Below are 15,265 nucleotides of genomic sequence, written 5' to 3' on the forward strand. Positions count from 1 at the left end.
GGCTGCGCGGTGAGTTGGTCACGATGATTCCCCCTGGGAGTGGAGGTCGCGGGCAGCGAGGCGCTGCCTGCCGGTGTCGGCGACGACGAGCGATGTCGGTCGCACCCGCTCAGCCGGCCGAAGTGTTCTGTGTCGCCTCGCGTGCCTCGGTGAGGGCTCGCTGCCTGAGCTTGCCGCCGAACAACTGAATCGTGGTGGCGGCCAGGATGTCGTCCCTGCCGATGGTCCGTTCGTCCCCCCTGCGGGCGGACAGGGCCCGGAGGGAATCCTTGAGGAACGGAGGTGGGGCCGGTTCGCCCGACACCACTGGGGTGACCGTACCGAAACGTTTGACCCCGCCCTCGCGGACGACCCTGGCCGCGTCCCGGGCGAGATCCGTCAGGAACACGCTCGCGATTCCGTCCAGGTCGCGGACCATCGCCGGAACAGCCGTCGCCCCCTGGCTCCGCAGCAGCTTCTTGACCCCGGCCTCGAACCTGTGGGCGCCCACCACAGCACTCGGTTTGCGCGACCTGCTCCGCTTACGAGAAGGCACGATGACACCCTCGGCGTCGTACAGGACACCGGTCAGGCCTTGAAACGTCGGGCTGTGGTCGTACCACTTGTCCCCCACCTCGAGCTCGACGTTCCGGTCGATCGCCGAGAGAAGGTCCCCGGGAATCAGCTTCTTCCGGGCTTCCGCCGCCGCCGCTCTCCTCGCGCCGTCGATGATCTCCGTCAGCACTGTCCGCGTCACCGACGCGGCGGCCCACGCGGCCGACCGAGAGACGTGCATCGGGGTCACGTCCCTGAACACCGCTTTGACGAGAGAAGGCTTGAACGGCGAGACATCCATGACCGAGGCGGTCTCGGGACCGCTGCGCTCAGGGCGTGCGGGCTGTGCGGTCATCGGAAGAAACGCTCCCTGCTGTCGGAGTTATCAGAGGCCCACACTTCACCACGCAGACCCGCTCTCTTCCCCATCCTCCGTCGAAGCGGCACCCGGTCAAGGGCCTGACGGGCACATCCCGACGGCCGGGCCGATGATTAGCCACCTCCCGCACGCACTCGTACCGTGGCACCTGCGCCCCCCGTCCGGCTGTACCCCGTTCTCCCTGGCCGTAATGCGTGGTGAAGCGGAGTGTGTGGGGTGCGGCGCACCGCCAGACGTTGGTGCGCACCCGATGCACCAGCGATCCTGGTCGCAGCCCGTCCGAACCGTTCCCGTCGCCGGGCCCTGGAGGCCGCCGTTTCCGTCGCCGGGCCCCGGCGGACGTCAGACCGGAAGCCGTTCCAGCACCCCCGCGAAGTCCGCCCCCGGCGGCAGCGTTCCGAACGCCAGACCCCGGTCTCCGGCCAGCCGTGACGCGCAGAAGGCGTCGGCCACCGCGGGCGGTGCGTGGCGGACGAGCAGGGATGCCTGGAGGACGAGGGCGGCCCGTTCGGCGACCCGGCGGGCGCGCAGGGGCGCGTCCTCCGTGAGGACGAGTTCGCCCCTCAACTCCCGCCAGGCGGCGTCGAATCGGGGGTCGGCGCCGGTCGCCGCCTCGATCTCCGCGCGGAACGCCTCCAGCGAGTCGGGCTCACGCGTGAGGGCGCGCAGCATGTCGAGGGCGCTGACGTTGCCGGAGCCCTCCCAGATGCTGTTGAGCGGGGCCTCGCGGTACAGCCGGGGCATGCCGGACGCCTCGTCGTAGCCGTTGCCGCCGAGGCATTCGAGGGCCTCGGCGACGGCTGCGGGCTGGCGCTTGCACACCCAGTACTTTCCGACGGCCGTGGCCAGGCGCAGGAAGGCGCGCTCCTGGCCGTCGCCGCGCTGGGCCCGGTCCGCGGCGCCGGCCAGCCGCAGGGCAAGGGTCGTGGCGGCCTCCGACTCCAGTGCCAGATCGGCGAGGACGTTGCGCATGAGCGGCTGGTCGATCAGCTTGGCGCCGAACACGGAGCGGTGACGGGCGTGATGGGCGGCCTGGGCGAGGGCCGCGCGGGTACCGGCGGCGGAGCCGAGGACGCAGTCCAGGCGGGTCATGGTCACCATCTCGATGATGGTGCGCACGCCCTTGCCCTCGGCGCCGACGAGCCAGGCCACGGTGTCGTCGAACTCGGGCTCGCTGCTGGCGTTGGAGCGGTTGCCGAGCTTGTCCTTCAGCCGCTGGACGCGGAAGGTGTTGCGGCTGCCGTCGGGCAGCACGCGCGGCACCAGGAAGCAGGAGAGCCCGCCGGGTGCCTGCGCGAGGACGAGGAACAGGTCGTTCATGGGGGCGCTGGTGAACCACTTGTGGCCGCGCAGCCGCCAGGTGCCGTCGCTCTGCCCGGTCGCGGTGGTGGTGTTGGCGCGTACGTCGCTGCCGCCCTGCTTCTCGGTCATGCCCATCCCGGCGAGCAGGCCGGGCTTCTCGGCCGGGGTGCGCAGTCCGGGTTCGTAGACGCGGCTGGTGAGCAGGGGCTCGTAGGCCTTGGCGAGCTCGGGGGAGTGGCGCAGGGCGGGAACCACCGCGTACGTCATGGAGACGGGGCACAGATGGCCGGGCTCCAGCATCGTGGCCAGCATGAAGCCCGCTGCCCGCGCGACATGGGCGCCGGAGCGTTCGTCGGCCCAGGCGGCACCCGCGAGACCCTCGCTCACGGAGGCGTCCATCAGCGAGTGGTACGCGGGGTGGAACTCGACCTCGTCCACGCGGTGGCCGTAGCGGTCGTGGGTGCGCAGTTCCGGCTCGTGGCGGTTGGCCTGGTCCGCCCAGGTCTGTGCCTCCGCGCTGCCGACGAACCGGCCGAACCGGTGGAGGTCGTCGAGGTGCCAGGAAGCCCCCTCGCGGTTCACACCTTCCAGCAGCACGGGGTCGGCCGCGGCGTCGTGACCTGTCAACGGCGGTGGCTGGTTGGTCACTTCGTGCGTCACGGCGGTGGGACGGCTGTGCGCGGTGGTGGTCGCGGTCATGCGGGAACCTCCGGTGTGCGGGTCGGCTGGGACGGACGGGGAAGCGGTGCGAGGGACTGTCGGCGGGACCGTTCCGGACCGTGACCGGTGCCGACTCCGCCCTCCGGTCGGCGGACCGCGCCCGGTCCCGGCACCGCCTTCCGGTCGGCGGGGCGCCCGGCCCTAAGGCTCGTCGGACGGGCCCCGCGCGGCGGGAGCGCCCGCGCACCGCAGGGCCATGGCCGTGAGCTCCGCGAGGAGTTCGTCGGGCGTCCGCTCGGCCGGGGCGCCGAGCGGGTCCACGAGCACCTCGCCGATCGCGCCGGTGAGTGCCGCGGCGGTGATCTCGCCGTTCTGCGCGGGCAGCAGACCCGCGGCCATGCCCTGGCGTACCACCTCGGCGAACAACGCGCGGTAGCGGCGCCGGAATTCGAGGCGCTCGGCGCCCACCGCGGCCTCGGCCGGGGCGGCGAGCAGGGCGTAGGCCAGGCCGCGGTTCTCCAGGGCCCGGCGCGCGAACACTTCGATGCCGCGGGCGAGCCGTTCGACGGGGTCGCCCTCGCCGTCCAGTACCTCGCCGAGCACCTCCACCTCACGGCCCGCGGCACGTCGGAACACCTCCACGGCGAGGGCAGCCTTGGACGGGAAGTGCTGGTACACCGAGCCGGCCGAGATCCCGGCCGAGTCGGCGACCGCGGTCACCGAGGTCTGGGCCCAGCCCACCTCGGCGACGACCGAGGTGGCGCAGGTGATCAGGTGCTCTCTTGCGGCTTCCAGCCGGCGGATCTCGGAAGGGGTCTTGCGGTACGCCATGAAAGAAGTGAACCATCATTCAGAACTTCCCGCCAGGGCCCGTTCGGCCGCCGGGAGGCGTCGGGGGAACCGGCCCGGGCGAGTCGACTAGGGTCGCGGCATGGCGGAACAGCGGGTGGAGGGCGTACGGCGGGGGCCGGGACGGCCGCGGCAGGAGCATGTCACTGCGGCGGTGCTGGACGCCGTCGTGGCGCTGGTCTCGGAAAGCGGCATGGGCGCGCTCACCATGGACGCCGTCGCGGCCCGCGCCGGTGTCAGCAAGCCGGCGATGTACCGGCGCTGGCCCACCAAGCAGGACCTCGTCATCGCGGCCGCCGAATCGCGGATCGGGTCGCTGAGCGTGCCGGACATGGGTGACTTCCGCGCCGAGCTGCGGGCCGTCCTGACGGCGCGCATGGAGGCGTACCGGCAGCCCGGTGTCGCCCGGCTGCTCGCCGGGGTGATCGGCGCCTCCGCCGAGGCGGGTGCCGAGCCCGCCGCCTACCGGGCCTACACAGCACGGGTGATGAGCCAGACGCGACACCTGCTGGAGCGTGGTGTCGCCCGGGGCGAGGTGCGTCCTGACATCGATCTGGCGGACGCCTCGACCCTGGTCGCGGCCTCGCTGGTCTTCCGGATGATCGGGGAACAGCAACTGCCGGACGAGACGCTCGTCGAGTCGATGGTGGACATGATCGCCCGAGCGGTGGCCGTCCGGCCCTGACGCCGAACGACCGGCCCGGCTTCCGTCGAACGCCGAGGCCGACTCGCCCGTACGCCGACTGGCCGCCCGCCCCTCCGGCGTGTCCTCGGCATGCCTGGCGAGGTCGGGGGTGTGCGCGCCGGGTTCGCGCGCCCCGTCCTGTCGTCGTGCGCTCACGCGCTGTGCGGCAGCGCGGTACCGGACGCCCGCCGCCGTGATCCGGTGCCGTGTCATGGGCACCACGGCACGCTGTGTCCCCGCGCGCCCGTGCCGGCGACCCCCGACCGGAGACATTCTCCCGGCCGTGTCACGGCTCGGCCCCGGCTCGCCTCCGACGCCGTACAAAGTGGGCGGACGGCTCGTCATACTGGACGAGGCCGGGGGCGGGCTCGGGGCCGAGCAGTGACGGGGGCGATCACAGGAGATGGCGGAGAGCAGGCTGATCCAGGGCCGGTACCGGCTCCTCGATCCGATCGGGCGCGGCGGCATGGGCGAGGTGTGGCGGGCGCGGGACGAGTCGCTGGGCCGCCAGGTGGCCGTCAAGTGCCTGAAGCCGCTCGGCCCGCACCACGACCCGTCCTTCACCCGCGTCCTGCGTGAACGGTTCCGGCGCGAGGCCAGGGTCGCGGCGGCCCTGCAGCACCGCGGAGTGACCGTCGTCCACGACTTCGGCGAGTCCGACGGGGTGCTGTACCTGGTGATGGAACTGCTGGAGGGACACAACCTCGGCCAGTTGATGGAGGAGAACCGGCAGCCGCTCGCGGTCGACGAAGTCGTCGACATCGCCGACCAGGTGACCGCCGCGCTCGCCTACACCCACCAACAGAGCATCGTGCACCGTGACCTGAAGCCGGCAAACATCATGCGGCTGACGGACGGCACCGTGAAGATCTGCGACTTCGGCATCGCCCGGCTCGGCCACGACATCGGGTTCACCTCGCGGCTCACCGGCACCGGCGTCGCGATGGGCACCCCGCACTACATGTCGCCGGAACAGATCAGCGGCTCGGAGGTCGACCAGCGCAGCGACCTCTACTCCTTCGGGTGCGTGCTCTACGAGATCGCCACCGGAGCCCCGCCGTTCGACCTCGGCGACGCCTGGGCCATCCTCGTCGGCCACCGCGACACCGTGCCCGAGCCGCCCCGCAGCCACCGGGCCGACATCCCCGAGTACCTGGAGCGGATCATCCTCGACCTGCTCGCCAAACAGCCCGAGCAGCGCCCGCAGGACGCCCGCGAACTCGCCCGCCGCATCACCGCAGGGCGCAGCACGCCGATGTACGTGCCGACCGTGGTCGCCCCGGCCCCGCCGTACCCGGTCCCCGAACGGCCTTCCACGGCACCGCGGTTCCCGTCCCCGCCCGATCGAGGGCCCTCCCGTGCGTCCCGGCTGCCGTCCTGGACCCAGGGCATGACCACCGGCCACAAGGCCACCGGCGCGGGATGGCGCGGCACCCCGCCCGACGCCTCCGCCGGACTCACCGGCGAGTGGACCGCCCGCCCCTCCACCGCCGTCCCGCCCCTCCCCGGTCCCGGCGGACGACCCGCTCCCACGACGGAGTCGGTCACCGCCCTGGCCGGGCGGCACAACGCCGGACTGAGTCTTGGACGGCTCGGCCGGTGGACCGAGGCGGGCGAGGTGCACCGCTCGGTCGCCGCCGAACGGGAGCGACTGCTCGGGCCCGACCACCCGGACACGCTCGCCAGCCGGTACGAGGTCGGCTTCACCCTCAGCCGCACCGGGCACCCCGGCGAAGCACTCGGCGAGTACGCGCATGTCGCCCAGGCCAGAGAGCGGGTGTTCGGCGTCGACCACCCCGACACCTTGGCCGCGCGACAGGAAATGGCCTATGTGCTGGGCCAGTTGGGCCGCCACGTCGAGGCGCACCAGGCCTACACGTCGGTCCTCGCCGCCCGCGAGCGCGCGATGGGCCCCGACCATCCCGACACCCTGCGCTGCCGCCACAACCTGGCCTTCAACCTCAGCAGGCTCGGACGCCTGGAGGACTCGTACCGCATGGCGGCCGAGGTCGCCGCGGCCCGGGCCCGGGTGCTCGGCCCGGCCCACCCGGACACGCTCGTCACCCGCTACGAAGTCGCCTACGCACTCGGCCAGTTGGGGCGCTGGCCCGAGGCGCTGCACACGTACCAGGAGGTGGCGGCGGCTCGTGCGGGGGCGCTCGGCCCCGACCACGAGGACACCCTCGCCGCCCGCTACGAGGTGGGCATCAGCCTGGGCAGACTCGGCCGCAGCACGCAGGCGCTGGAGCTGTACCGCTCGCTCGTCGCCGACCGCACCCGCGCCCAGGGCGCCTCCCATCCCGAGACCCTGCGCGCCCGGCACGGGCTCGGCGTGAACCTCGGCCGGCTGGGCCGCTGGGAGGAGGCCCTCACCGAGTCCCGTGACGTGTGCGCCATCCGAGAGCGCGCTCTCGGGGCCGGCCACCCCGACACCCTCGTCAGCCGCCGCGAGGTCGCCGTCGGACTCGGCTGGCTCGGGCGCTGGGCCGACGCCCTCACCGAGTACCGGCGTGTCGCGTCCGCCCGCGAGCGGGTGCTCGGGGCCGACCATCCCGACACCCTCGCGAGCCGCACCGACGAGGCGCACTGCCTGGAGCAGCTCGGGCGCGGACAGGAAGCGGCGGAGCTGTACCGCAGGGTGGCCGCACTGCGGCAGCGGCGGGCGGCCACGGGGCGCTGACCGCCCGATCGGGTGCGGTGGCCGTCCCTCGGAAAGGCCGCTGACCCCCGTTCCTCCACGAGAGCCAAAGAATCTTGGCCGGCGATGTCGAGAACCCGTGGCCCGCTCCGTCCCAGCAGTGAAGGCGACCACAATGGGTCGCACCAGTACGGAGGAGATCACGATGGCCAAGTACCTGCTGCTCAAGCACTACCGGGGCGCCCCGGCCGCGGTCAACGACGTACCCATGGACCAGTGGAAGCCGGAGGAGATCACGGCCCACGTGCAGTACATGAACGACTTCGCGGCCCGGCTGGAGAAGACCGGCGAGTTCGTCGACGGCCAGGCGCTCGCCCCCGAGGGCCAGTGGGTCCGGTACGACGGCGAGGGCCGCCCGCCGGTCACCGACGGCCCGTTCGCCGAGACCAAGGACCTCATCGCCGGCTGGATGGTGATCGACGTCGACAGCCCCGAGCGCGCCGTCGAGCTGGCCGGGGAACTGTCGGCCGCCCCCGGCGCGGGCGGCGAGCCGATCCACGAGTGGCTCGAGGTGCGTCCGTTCCTGACCGCCCACCACAAGGTCACGGAGTGACCCCACCCATGGACGAGGCTCTGCTCCGGAGCCTCACACCGAGTGTGCTGGCCGTCCTCGTCCGCCGCGGAGCCGACTTCGCGGCGGCCGAGGACGCCGTGCAGGACGCGCTCGTCGAGGCCGTCCGTGTCTGGCCGGACGACGAGCCGCGCGACCCCAAGGGCTGGCTGGTCACCGTGGCCTGGCGCCGGTTCCTCGACGCGACCCGGGCGGACACCGCCCGCCGCCGGCGCGAGGACCTCGTCGACGAGGAGCCGGCGCCGGGACCCGTGCCCGCGGTGGACGACACGCTCCAGCTCTACTTCCTGTGCGCCCACCCCTCGCTCACCCCGTCCTCCGCGGTCGCGCTCACCCTGCGCGCCGTCGGCGGGCTCACCACCCGCCAGATCGCCCAGGCCTATCTGGTGCCCGAGGCGACCATGGCGCAGCGCATCAGCCGGGCCAAGCGCACCGTCTCCGGCGTGCGCTTCGACCGGAACGGTGACGTCGCCACCGTGCTGCGCGTCCTCTACCTGGTCTTCAACGAGGGCTACTCCGGCGATGTCGACCTCGTCGCCGAGGCCATCCGGCTCACCCGCCGGCTCGCGGCCCAGGTCGACCACCCCGAGGTGGCGGGGCTGCTCGCCCTCATGCTGCTCCACCACGCCCGGCGCGCCGCCCGGACCGCGCCCGACGGCAGTCTGGTGCCGCTGGCCGAGCAGGACCGAGGCCGGTGGGACACCCGGGTCATCGCCGAGGGCGTCGCGATCCTCCAGGCGGCCCTCGCCCGCGACCGGCTGGGCGAGTTCCAGGCCCAGGCCGCCATCGCGGCGCTCCACGCCGACGCCCTCACCGCCGAGGAGACCGACTGGGTCCAGATCGTCGAGTGGTACGACGAACTCGCGCGCCTGACCGACAGCCCCGTCGTCCGGCTCAACCGCGCGGTGGCCGTCGGGGAGGCCGACGGACCGCGCGCCGGCCTGGCCGCGCTCGCGGCCCTGGACGATTCGCTGCCCCGCCACACCGCGGTGGCCGCTTACCTCCACGAGCGCGACGGTGACCTGGTGAAGGCGGCACGGCTGTACGCGGAGGCGGCGCGCAAGGCGCCCGACCTGGCCGAGCGGGACCATCTGACACGCCAGGCCGCCCGCCTCAACACCCTTCGGCCGCGCTGACGGACCCCGCCGTACGGGGTGCCGCCGCTTGCCGCGCACCTCTGGCCGACGTAGATCATCACGTGCTACGAAGAGGCATGCCTGTACACGAGGGATATGACGCCGTGATCGTCGGCGGAGGCCACAACGGACTGGTCGCCGCCGCCTATCTGGCGCGGGCCGGGCGGTCCGTGCTGGTGCTGGAGCGCCTGGGGAACACCGGTGGCGCCGCCGTGTCCACCCGGCCGTTCGCCGGGGTCGACGCGCGCCTGTCGCGCTACTCGTACCTGGTCAGCCTGCTGCCCCGGAAGATCGTGCGAGACCTGGGTCTCGACTTCCGGGTCCGGGGCCGGACGGTCTCCTCGTACACCCCCGTCGAGCGCGACGGACGGCCCACCGGACTGCTCGTCGGCGGCGGCGAGCGGCGCACCCGCGAGGCGTTCGCCCGGCTGACGGGTTCGGACCGCGAGTACGAGGCGTGGCAGCGCTTCTACGGGATGACCGGCCGCGTCGCGAAGAACGTGTTCCCGACGCTCACCGAACCGCTGCCCACCCGCGAGGAGTTGAGGGCGCGCGTCGACGACGAGGAGGCCTGGAGGATCCTGTTCGAGGAGCCGGTCGGCACGGCCGTAGAGGAGTACTTCGCCGACGACCTCGTGCGCGGTGTCGTCCTCACCGACGCCCTCATCGGCACCTTCGCCGACGCCCACGACCCGTCACTGCGGCAGAACCGCTGCTTCCTCTACCACGTGATCGGCGGCGGCACGGGAGCCTGGGACGTGCCCGTCGGCGGGATGGGAGCCCTGACCGACGCGATCACCGGCGCGGCGCGCGCCGCGGGCGCCGTGATCGAGACCGGCCACGAGGTGCTGCGGATCGACACGGACGGCGAGTCCGCCGAGATCACCTACCGGACGGCCGACGGCGAGGGAGTCGTAGCGGCCCGTCACGTCCTGGTGAACGCCTCGCCGCAGGAGCTCGCGCACCTCACCGGAGACGAGCCGCCCACTCCCGCCGAGGGTGCCCAGCTCAAGGTGAACATGCTGCTCAAGCGGCTGCCGAGGCTCCGCGACACCTCCGTCGACCCGCGCGAGGCGTTCTCCGGGACCTTCCACATCGCGGAGGGGTACGAGCAGCTCGCGGCCGCCCACGCGCAGGCCGCGGCCGGTGAGCTGCCCGCCGCGCCGCCCTCCGAGATCTACTGCCACTCGCTCACCGATCCCAGCATCCTCGGCCGGGACCTGGTCGAGCGGGGATATCAGACCCTCACGCTCTTCGGTCTCCACACGCCGGCCCGGCTCTTCGAGCGGGACAACGACGCCGTACGCGAGGAGTTGCTGAAGTCGACGCTGGCCCAGCTCGACGCGCACCTCGCCGAGCCGCTCGCCGACTGTCTGGCCACCGACGCGGACGGACGCCCGTGCATCGAGGCGAAGACCCCGCTCGACCTGGAACGGGACCTGCGCCTGCCGGGCGGCAACATCTTCCACCGCGACCTCGCCTTCCCCTACGCCCAGGAGGGCACGGGCCGCTGGGGCGTGGAGACCCGGCACGCGAACGTGCTCCTGTGCGGGGCGGGCGCGGTACGCGGCGGCGGGGTGAGCGGGGTGCCGGGCCACAACGCCGCGAAGGCCGTACTGGAGTCACTGGGCCGGGAAGCCTAGGCCGGAGCCGCGCCGCCCTCGCGCGGTGCCGGGGCGAGCGGCTGCTGAGGGCGGTGGTGCGCGGGCGCGCCCCAGCCGGTCGGTCGGGCGCTCCGGCCGGCTGCTCGGGCGCCCCTGCCGGGGGCCGGGCGCGTCCCGCCGCTCTGCCGTCAGTCCCGGGACGGTGACCAGCCCGCCGCCGCGATGCGCGCCGCGTCCGTTGGCCGTGACTCGTCGAAGGCGACGCGGTCACCTGTCTCGACCCGCAGCGCGCCGACGTACGCGCCGCGGCCGACGTACAGCCGGTCGGTGGTGTAGCGCCAGCGCAGCGTGAGCACCGCCGCGCTCGGCAGGTCGGCGCCGAGCCGGTGCCACGTGCGCCCCGACCAGCCGGTGGCCGTGCCCGCCGGATGCTCCTCCGGGTCCTCGGGCCGCCGCCGGGTCGTGAAGGGGACCGGCTGCCAGGTCGTGCCGCCGTCGGTGGAGGACTCCAGGAACAGGACGTCCGAGCGGGGTTCGGTGTCCCACCACAGCGCGCAGCGAAACCGCGTCGGACCGGCGGTGGTGTCGAGCGCGGGCAGGGTCAGGGTCGCCGTCGACGAGCTCGCCATTCCGGAGAACCACGAGGTACGCCCGTGCGCCGGACGCACCGCGACGGCTCGCGCGAGATGGTTTCCGGCGGCGACCCGGGGAGCGGATCCGGATCGCCAAGTGCGCACGGGATGAACGGAGTTGCCGAGGACGATCAGGAAGGAGTCGGTCGTCGGGTCGAGCACGAGCGAGGTGCCGGTGAAGCCGGTGTGGCCGGCGGTGCGCGGTGTCGCCATCGCGCCCATGTACCAATGTTGGTAGAGCTCGAAGCCGAGGCCGTGCTCGTCGCCCGGGAAAGCGGTGTTGAAGTCGGTGAACATCAGGTCCACCGACTCCGGCCGCAGGATGCGCGCCCTGCCGTAGGCACCGCCGTTCAGCAGCGCCCGGCCGAGGACCGCCAGGTCCCAGGCGGAGGAGAAGACCCCGGCGTGACCGGCCACCCCGCCCAGGGAGTACGCGTTCTCGTCGTGGACCTCACCCCACACGAGTCCCCGGTCCAGTCCCGACCAGGGCGCCCGGGCGTCCTCGGTGGCGGCGATCCGCGGCTTCCACGAGGCGGGCGGGTTGTAGCGGGTGTCGTCCATGCCGAGGGGGCCGGTGATCTCGTCGCGCAGCAGGGTGTCGAGGGTCCGGCCGGTGATCCTCTCCAGGACGAGCTGGAGCGAGATCAGGTTCAGGTCGGAGTACAGATACGCGGTGCCGGGCGCGGTGGCGAGCTTCTCGTTCCAGATGAGCTGGAGCTTTCCCTCGCGCGTCGGCGCCTTGTACAGGGGGATCCACGAGCGGAACCCGGAGGTGTGGGTGAGCAGTTGACGGATGGTCACGCTCTGCTTGCCGCCGCCCGCGAACTCGGGGAGGTACGAGGCGACGGCGGTCTCCAGTTCCAGGGCACCGCGCTCCAGTTGCTGCACCGCGAGGATCGAGGTGAACAGCTTGGACACGGAAGCGAGATCGTAGACCGTGTCGCTCGACGCCGGGATCTGGCGGTCGGCGGGGAACTCCACGCCGGTGTCCGTCTTCTCGTCGTACGCCGCGTAGCGCACGGCCATGCCGATCGGTTCGTGCAGGGCCACGATGCCGCCCCGGCCCGCGAGCAGGACGGCACCGGCGTACCAGGGGTGTTGGGGAGAGGGCGCGAGGAACGTCTGCGCGTCCAGCACGAGTTGGCGAAGATGGCCGGTGAGCAGCCCGGCCTGCCGGGGTGTGCCGTGCTGGAGTGTCCGGTGGCCGTTCCCCGTCGAGGCCGCCGCCGGGCCCGCGGGGAAGGGGGCGAGGGCCACCGCCCCGCCCATCGCCAGTACGCCCCGGCCCCACTGACGACGGGTCAGCCCGTCGCGCGCTCTGTCCTGTGTGTCTTTCGCCGGGTCCTTCAGGCCTTCGGTCATCGGGAAGCCTCTCGCTCGCGTCGCCTGAAAATATCTTTCCGGGTCTGCTGTGCCGAGTGAAACTTTCCCGTCAGGCGCGAGCGTGTCAACCCTCCCGGGTGAGCCTCCAATATCTGACGGAGTATCAGAAAAGGCCTTCCCTCGTCCGGACGTCTGCGGCATTCTGCGCGCATGCAGACGGAGCTGAGCAAGGAACTGGGAGTCGAGCACGCCATCTTCGGCTTCACGCCGTTTCCCGCCGTCGCCGCGGCCATCAGCCGCGCGGGCGGATTCGGTGTGCTCGGCGCGGTCCGCTACACCGACCCCACGGACCTGGAGCGCGACCTCGACTGGATCGAGGCGAACGTCGACGGCAGGCCCTACGGCCTCGACGTCGTCATGCCCGCCAAGAAGGTCGAGGGCGTCAGCGAGGCCGACGTCGAGGCGATGATCCCAGAGGGCCACCGCCAGTTCGTCGAGGACACCCTCGCCAAGTACGGCGTCCCCGAACTGGCCGAGGGCGAGGCGTCCGGCTGGCGCATCACCGGCTGGATGGAACAGGTCGCCCGCGGCCAGCTCGACGTCGCCTTCGACTACCCGATCAAACTGCTGGCCAACGCGCTGGGCTCGCCGCCCGCGGACGTGATCCGGCGCGCCCACGACCGCGGGGTCCTCGTCGCGGCCCTCGCGGGCAGCGCCCGGCACGCGCGCAAGCACGCCGAGGCCGGCATCGACATCGTCGTCGCCCAGGGCTACGAGGCCGGCGGACACACGGGGGAGATCGCCTCGATGGTGCTCACCCCCGAAGTCGTCGACGCCGTGGGCCCGTTGCCGGTCCTCGCGGCGGGTGGCATCGGCAGCGGACCGCAGGTGGCCGCCGCGCTGAGCCTCGGCGCCCAGGGAGTGTGGCTCGGATCGGTCTGGCTGACCGTGACGGAGGCCGACATGCACTCCCCGGCCGTCACCCGCAAACTGCTCGCGGCCGGTTCCGGCGACACCGTCCGCTCACGCGCCCTGACCGGCAAGCCCGCACGCCAGCTGCGCACCGAGTGGACCGACGCCTGGGACGACCCGGACGGGCCCGGCACGCTCCCCATGCCGCTCCAGGGACTCCTCGTCGCCGACGCCGTCTCCCGCATCCAGAAGTACGAGGTGGAGCCGCTGCTCGGCACCCCCGTCGGGCAGATCGTCGGCCGGATGAACAGCGAACGCTCCGTCCAGGAGGTCTTCGACGACCTGACCCGGGGCTTCGAGCACGCCGTGGACCGCATCAACCGCATCGCGGGCAGGGGAGAAGAGGCATGACCACATCACCCAACGGCTTCTGGGCCCAGGCCGGCGCCGACCCCGAGCGCGTCGTCCTGATCACCCCCACCGGCGAGGAGTGGACCGCCGGGCGGCTGCACGAGGCGGCCAACGGCCTCGTCCACGGACTGCGCGCCGCCGGCCTCGAACGCGGCGACTCCTTCGCCGTCGTCCTGCCCAACGGCGTCGAGTTCCTCGTCGCCTACCTCGCAGCCTCGCAGGCGGGCCTCTACCTCGTCCCCGTCAACCACCACCTCGTCGGACCCGAGATCGCCTGGATCGTCTCCGACTCCGGGGCCAAGGTCCTGATCGCCCACGAACGCTTCGCCGACGCCGCCCGGCACGCCGCCGACGAGGCGAAGCTCGCTCCGGCGCAGCGGTACGCGGTCGGCGCCGTCGAGGGTTTCCGCCCGTACGCCGAACTCCTCGACGGACAGCCCGGTTCCGTGCCCGCCGACCGTACCCTCGGCTGGGTCATGAACTACACCTCGGGCACCACCGGCCGCCCCCGCGGTATCAGGCGCCCGCTGCCCGGCAAGCTCCCCGAGGAGTCGTATCTCGGCGGCTTCCTCGCCATCTTCGGCATCCGGCCGTTCGACGGCAACGTGCACCTCGTCTGCTCGCCGCTCTACCACACCGCGGTCCTCCAGTTCGCGGGCGCGTCCCTGCACATCGGCCACCGGCTGGTGCTGATGGACAAGTGGACGCCCGAGGAGATGCTGCGGGTCATCGACGTACACCGGTGCACGCACACCCATATGGTGCCGACCCAGTTCCACCGGCTGCTGGCCCTCCCCGACGAGGTGAAGGCCCGCTACGACGTCACCTCCATGCGGCACGCCATCCACGGCGCCGCCCCGTGCCCCGACCATGTGAAACGGGCCATGATCGCGTGGTGGGGGGAGAGCGTCGAGGAGTACTACGCGGCCAGCGAGGGCGGCGGCGCCTTCGCGACCGCCGAGGACTGGCTGAAGAAGCCCGGCACCGTCGGCAAGGCCTGGCCCATCAGCGAACTGGCCGTCTTCGACGACGACGGCAACCGGCTGCCGCCCGGTGAACTCGGCACCGTCTACATGAAGATGAGCACCGGCGGGTTCTCGTACCACAAGGACGAGACCAAGACCCGGAAGAACCGCATCGGCGACTTCTTCACCGTCGGGGACCTCGGCCTGCTCGACGAGGACGGCTACCTCTTCCTCCGCGACCGCAAGATCGACATGATCATCTCCGGCGGGGTCAACATCTACCCGGCCGAGATCGAGGCGGCGCTGCTCTCCCACCCCGCCGTCGCCGACGCGGCCGCCTTCGGCATCCCGCACGACGACTGGGGCGAGGAGGTCAAGGCCGTGGTGGAGGCCGCGCCGGGCCACGAACCAGGACCGGCGCTCGCCGCCGACATCCTCGCCCACTGCGAGCGGCAACTCGCCGGGTACAAGCGGCCCAAGAGCGTCGACTTCATCGCCGCCATGCCCCGCGACCCCAACGGGAAGCTGTACAAGCGACGCCTCCGCGACCCCTACTGGGAGGGCCGCACCAGGACGATGTGACGCGGCCGCGCGCGGTGCCCGG

The 15,265-nt window shown here is 72.6% G+C and carries 11 protein-coding genes; 7 read left to right on the forward strand and 4 right to left on the reverse strand.

From position 1 onward, the window contains the following. Positions 1-109: 109 nt before the first annotated feature. The 3 genes from OG780_RS37870 to OG780_RS37880 form a co-directional block, all read right to left on the reverse strand. A complete protein-coding gene (locus OG780_RS37870) occupies positions 110-889 on the reverse strand; it encodes a hypothetical protein (protein WP_328455897.1) in 780 nt (259 codons plus the stop codon). Positions 890-1,255: 366 nt separating this feature from the next. Continuing rightward, complete coding sequence (locus OG780_RS37875; protein ID WP_328455899.1) at positions 1,256-2,914, reverse strand: isovaleryl-CoA dehydrogenase; 1,659 nt, start codon at positions 2,912-2,914, stop codon at positions 1,256-1,258. A gap of 162 nt (positions 2,915-3,076) precedes the next feature. Continuing rightward, entirely contained in the window at positions 3,077-3,706 is a 630-nt protein-coding gene (locus OG780_RS37880) for a TetR/AcrR family transcriptional regulator (protein WP_328455901.1), read from the reverse strand. A 100-nt stretch (positions 3,707-3,806) separates the two neighbouring features. On the opposite strand from OG780_RS37880, the gene OG780_RS37885 reads away from it, so the two are divergent. The 5 genes from OG780_RS37885 to OG780_RS37905 all read left to right on the forward strand — a co-directional run bounded on the left by OG780_RS37885 (position 3,807) and on the right by OG780_RS37905 (position 10,457). Continuing rightward, on the forward strand, positions 3,807-4,409 hold the full coding sequence (locus OG780_RS37885) for a TetR/AcrR family transcriptional regulator (RefSeq protein WP_328455903.1): 603 nt from the start codon (positions 3,807-3,809) through the stop codon (positions 4,407-4,409). A gap of 403 nt (positions 4,410-4,812) precedes the next feature. Next, positions 4,813-7,089 carry a serine/threonine-protein kinase gene (locus OG780_RS37890; RefSeq protein WP_328455905.1) on the forward strand — a complete coding sequence of 759 codons (2,277 nt, stop codon included), beginning with the start codon at positions 4,813-4,815 and terminating at the stop codon, positions 7,087-7,089. Positions 7,090-7,252: 163 nt separating this feature from the next. After that, a complete protein-coding gene (locus tag OG780_RS37895) occupies positions 7,253-7,660 on the forward strand; it encodes a YciI family protein (RefSeq protein WP_328458672.1) in 408 nt (135 codons plus the stop codon). An 8-nt stretch (positions 7,661-7,668) separates the two neighbouring features. Continuing rightward, positions 7,669-8,814 carry an RNA polymerase sigma factor gene (locus OG780_RS37900; protein WP_328455907.1) on the forward strand — a complete coding sequence of 382 codons (1,146 nt, stop codon included), beginning with the start codon at positions 7,669-7,671 and terminating at the stop codon, positions 8,812-8,814. Between the two features lie 77 nt (positions 8,815-8,891). Then, positions 8,892-10,457 (forward strand): phytoene desaturase family protein, encoded by a 1,566-nt coding sequence (locus OG780_RS37905; protein WP_328455909.1) that lies wholly within the window; start codon positions 8,892-8,894, stop codon positions 10,455-10,457. A 149-nt stretch (positions 10,458-10,606) separates the two neighbouring features. Here OG780_RS37905 and OG780_RS37910 read toward each other — a convergent pair whose 3' ends face one another. Continuing rightward, positions 10,607-12,412, reverse strand: a complete 1,806-nt coding sequence (locus OG780_RS37910; RefSeq protein WP_328455911.1) for a serine hydrolase — start codon at positions 12,410-12,412, stop codon at positions 10,607-10,609. Between the two features lie 171 nt (positions 12,413-12,583). Here OG780_RS37910 and OG780_RS37915 point away from each other — a divergent pair, with 171 nt between their 5' ends. Next, on the forward strand, positions 12,584-13,696 hold the full coding sequence (locus OG780_RS37915; RefSeq protein WP_328455913.1) for an NAD(P)H-dependent flavin oxidoreductase: 1,113 nt from the start codon (positions 12,584-12,586) through the stop codon (positions 13,694-13,696). Beyond that, complete coding sequence (locus OG780_RS37920; protein WP_328455915.1) at positions 13,693-15,243, forward strand: acyl-CoA synthetase; 1,551 nt, start codon at positions 13,693-13,695, stop codon at positions 15,241-15,243. The genes OG780_RS37915 and OG780_RS37920 overlap by 4 nt, the downstream gene beginning before the upstream one ends. Positions 15,244-15,265 lie beyond the last annotated feature (22 nt).

This window comes from Streptomyces sp. NBC_00386 (assembly GCF_036063235.1).
GTDB lineage: Bacteria > Actinomycetota > Actinomycetes > Streptomycetales > Streptomycetaceae > Streptomyces.

Bases quoted from the DNA above. Each gene is read 5' to 3' on its own strand.
- OG780_RS37910 (WP_328455911.1), bottom strand. From the start codon at position 12,412: ATGACCGAAGGCCTGAAGGACCCGGCGAAAGACACACAGGACAGAGCG.
- OG780_RS37895 (WP_328458672.1), top strand. From the start codon at position 7,253: ATGGCCAAGTACCTGCTGCTCAAGCACTACCGGGGCGCCCCGGCCGCG.
- OG780_RS37915 (WP_328455913.1), top strand. From the start codon at position 12,584: ATGCAGACGGAGCTGAGCAAGGAACTGGGAGTCGAGCACGCCATCTTC.
- OG780_RS37920 (WP_328455915.1), top strand. From the start codon at position 13,693: ATGACCACATCACCCAACGGCTTCTGGGCCCAGGCCGGCGCCGACCCC.
- OG780_RS37880 (WP_328455901.1), bottom strand. From the start codon at position 3,706: ATGGCGTACCGCAAGACCCCTTCCGAGATCCGCCGGCTGGAAGCCGCA.
- OG780_RS37900 (WP_328455907.1), top strand. From the start codon at position 7,669: ATGGACGAGGCTCTGCTCCGGAGCCTCACACCGAGTGTGCTGGCCGTC.
- OG780_RS37885 (WP_328455903.1), top strand. From the start codon at position 3,807: ATGGCGGAACAGCGGGTGGAGGGCGTACGGCGGGGGCCGGGACGGCCG.
- OG780_RS37905 (WP_328455909.1), top strand. From the start codon at position 8,892: ATGCCTGTACACGAGGGATATGACGCCGTGATCGTCGGCGGAGGCCAC.
- OG780_RS37870 (WP_328455897.1), bottom strand. From the start codon at position 889: ATGACCGCACAGCCCGCACGCCCTGAGCGCAGCGGTCCCGAGACCGCC.
- OG780_RS37890 (WP_328455905.1), top strand. From the start codon at position 4,813: ATGGCGGAGAGCAGGCTGATCCAGGGCCGGTACCGGCTCCTCGATCCG.
- OG780_RS37875 (WP_328455899.1), bottom strand. From the start codon at position 2,914: ATGACCGCGACCACCACCGCGCACAGCCGTCCCACCGCCGTGACGCAC.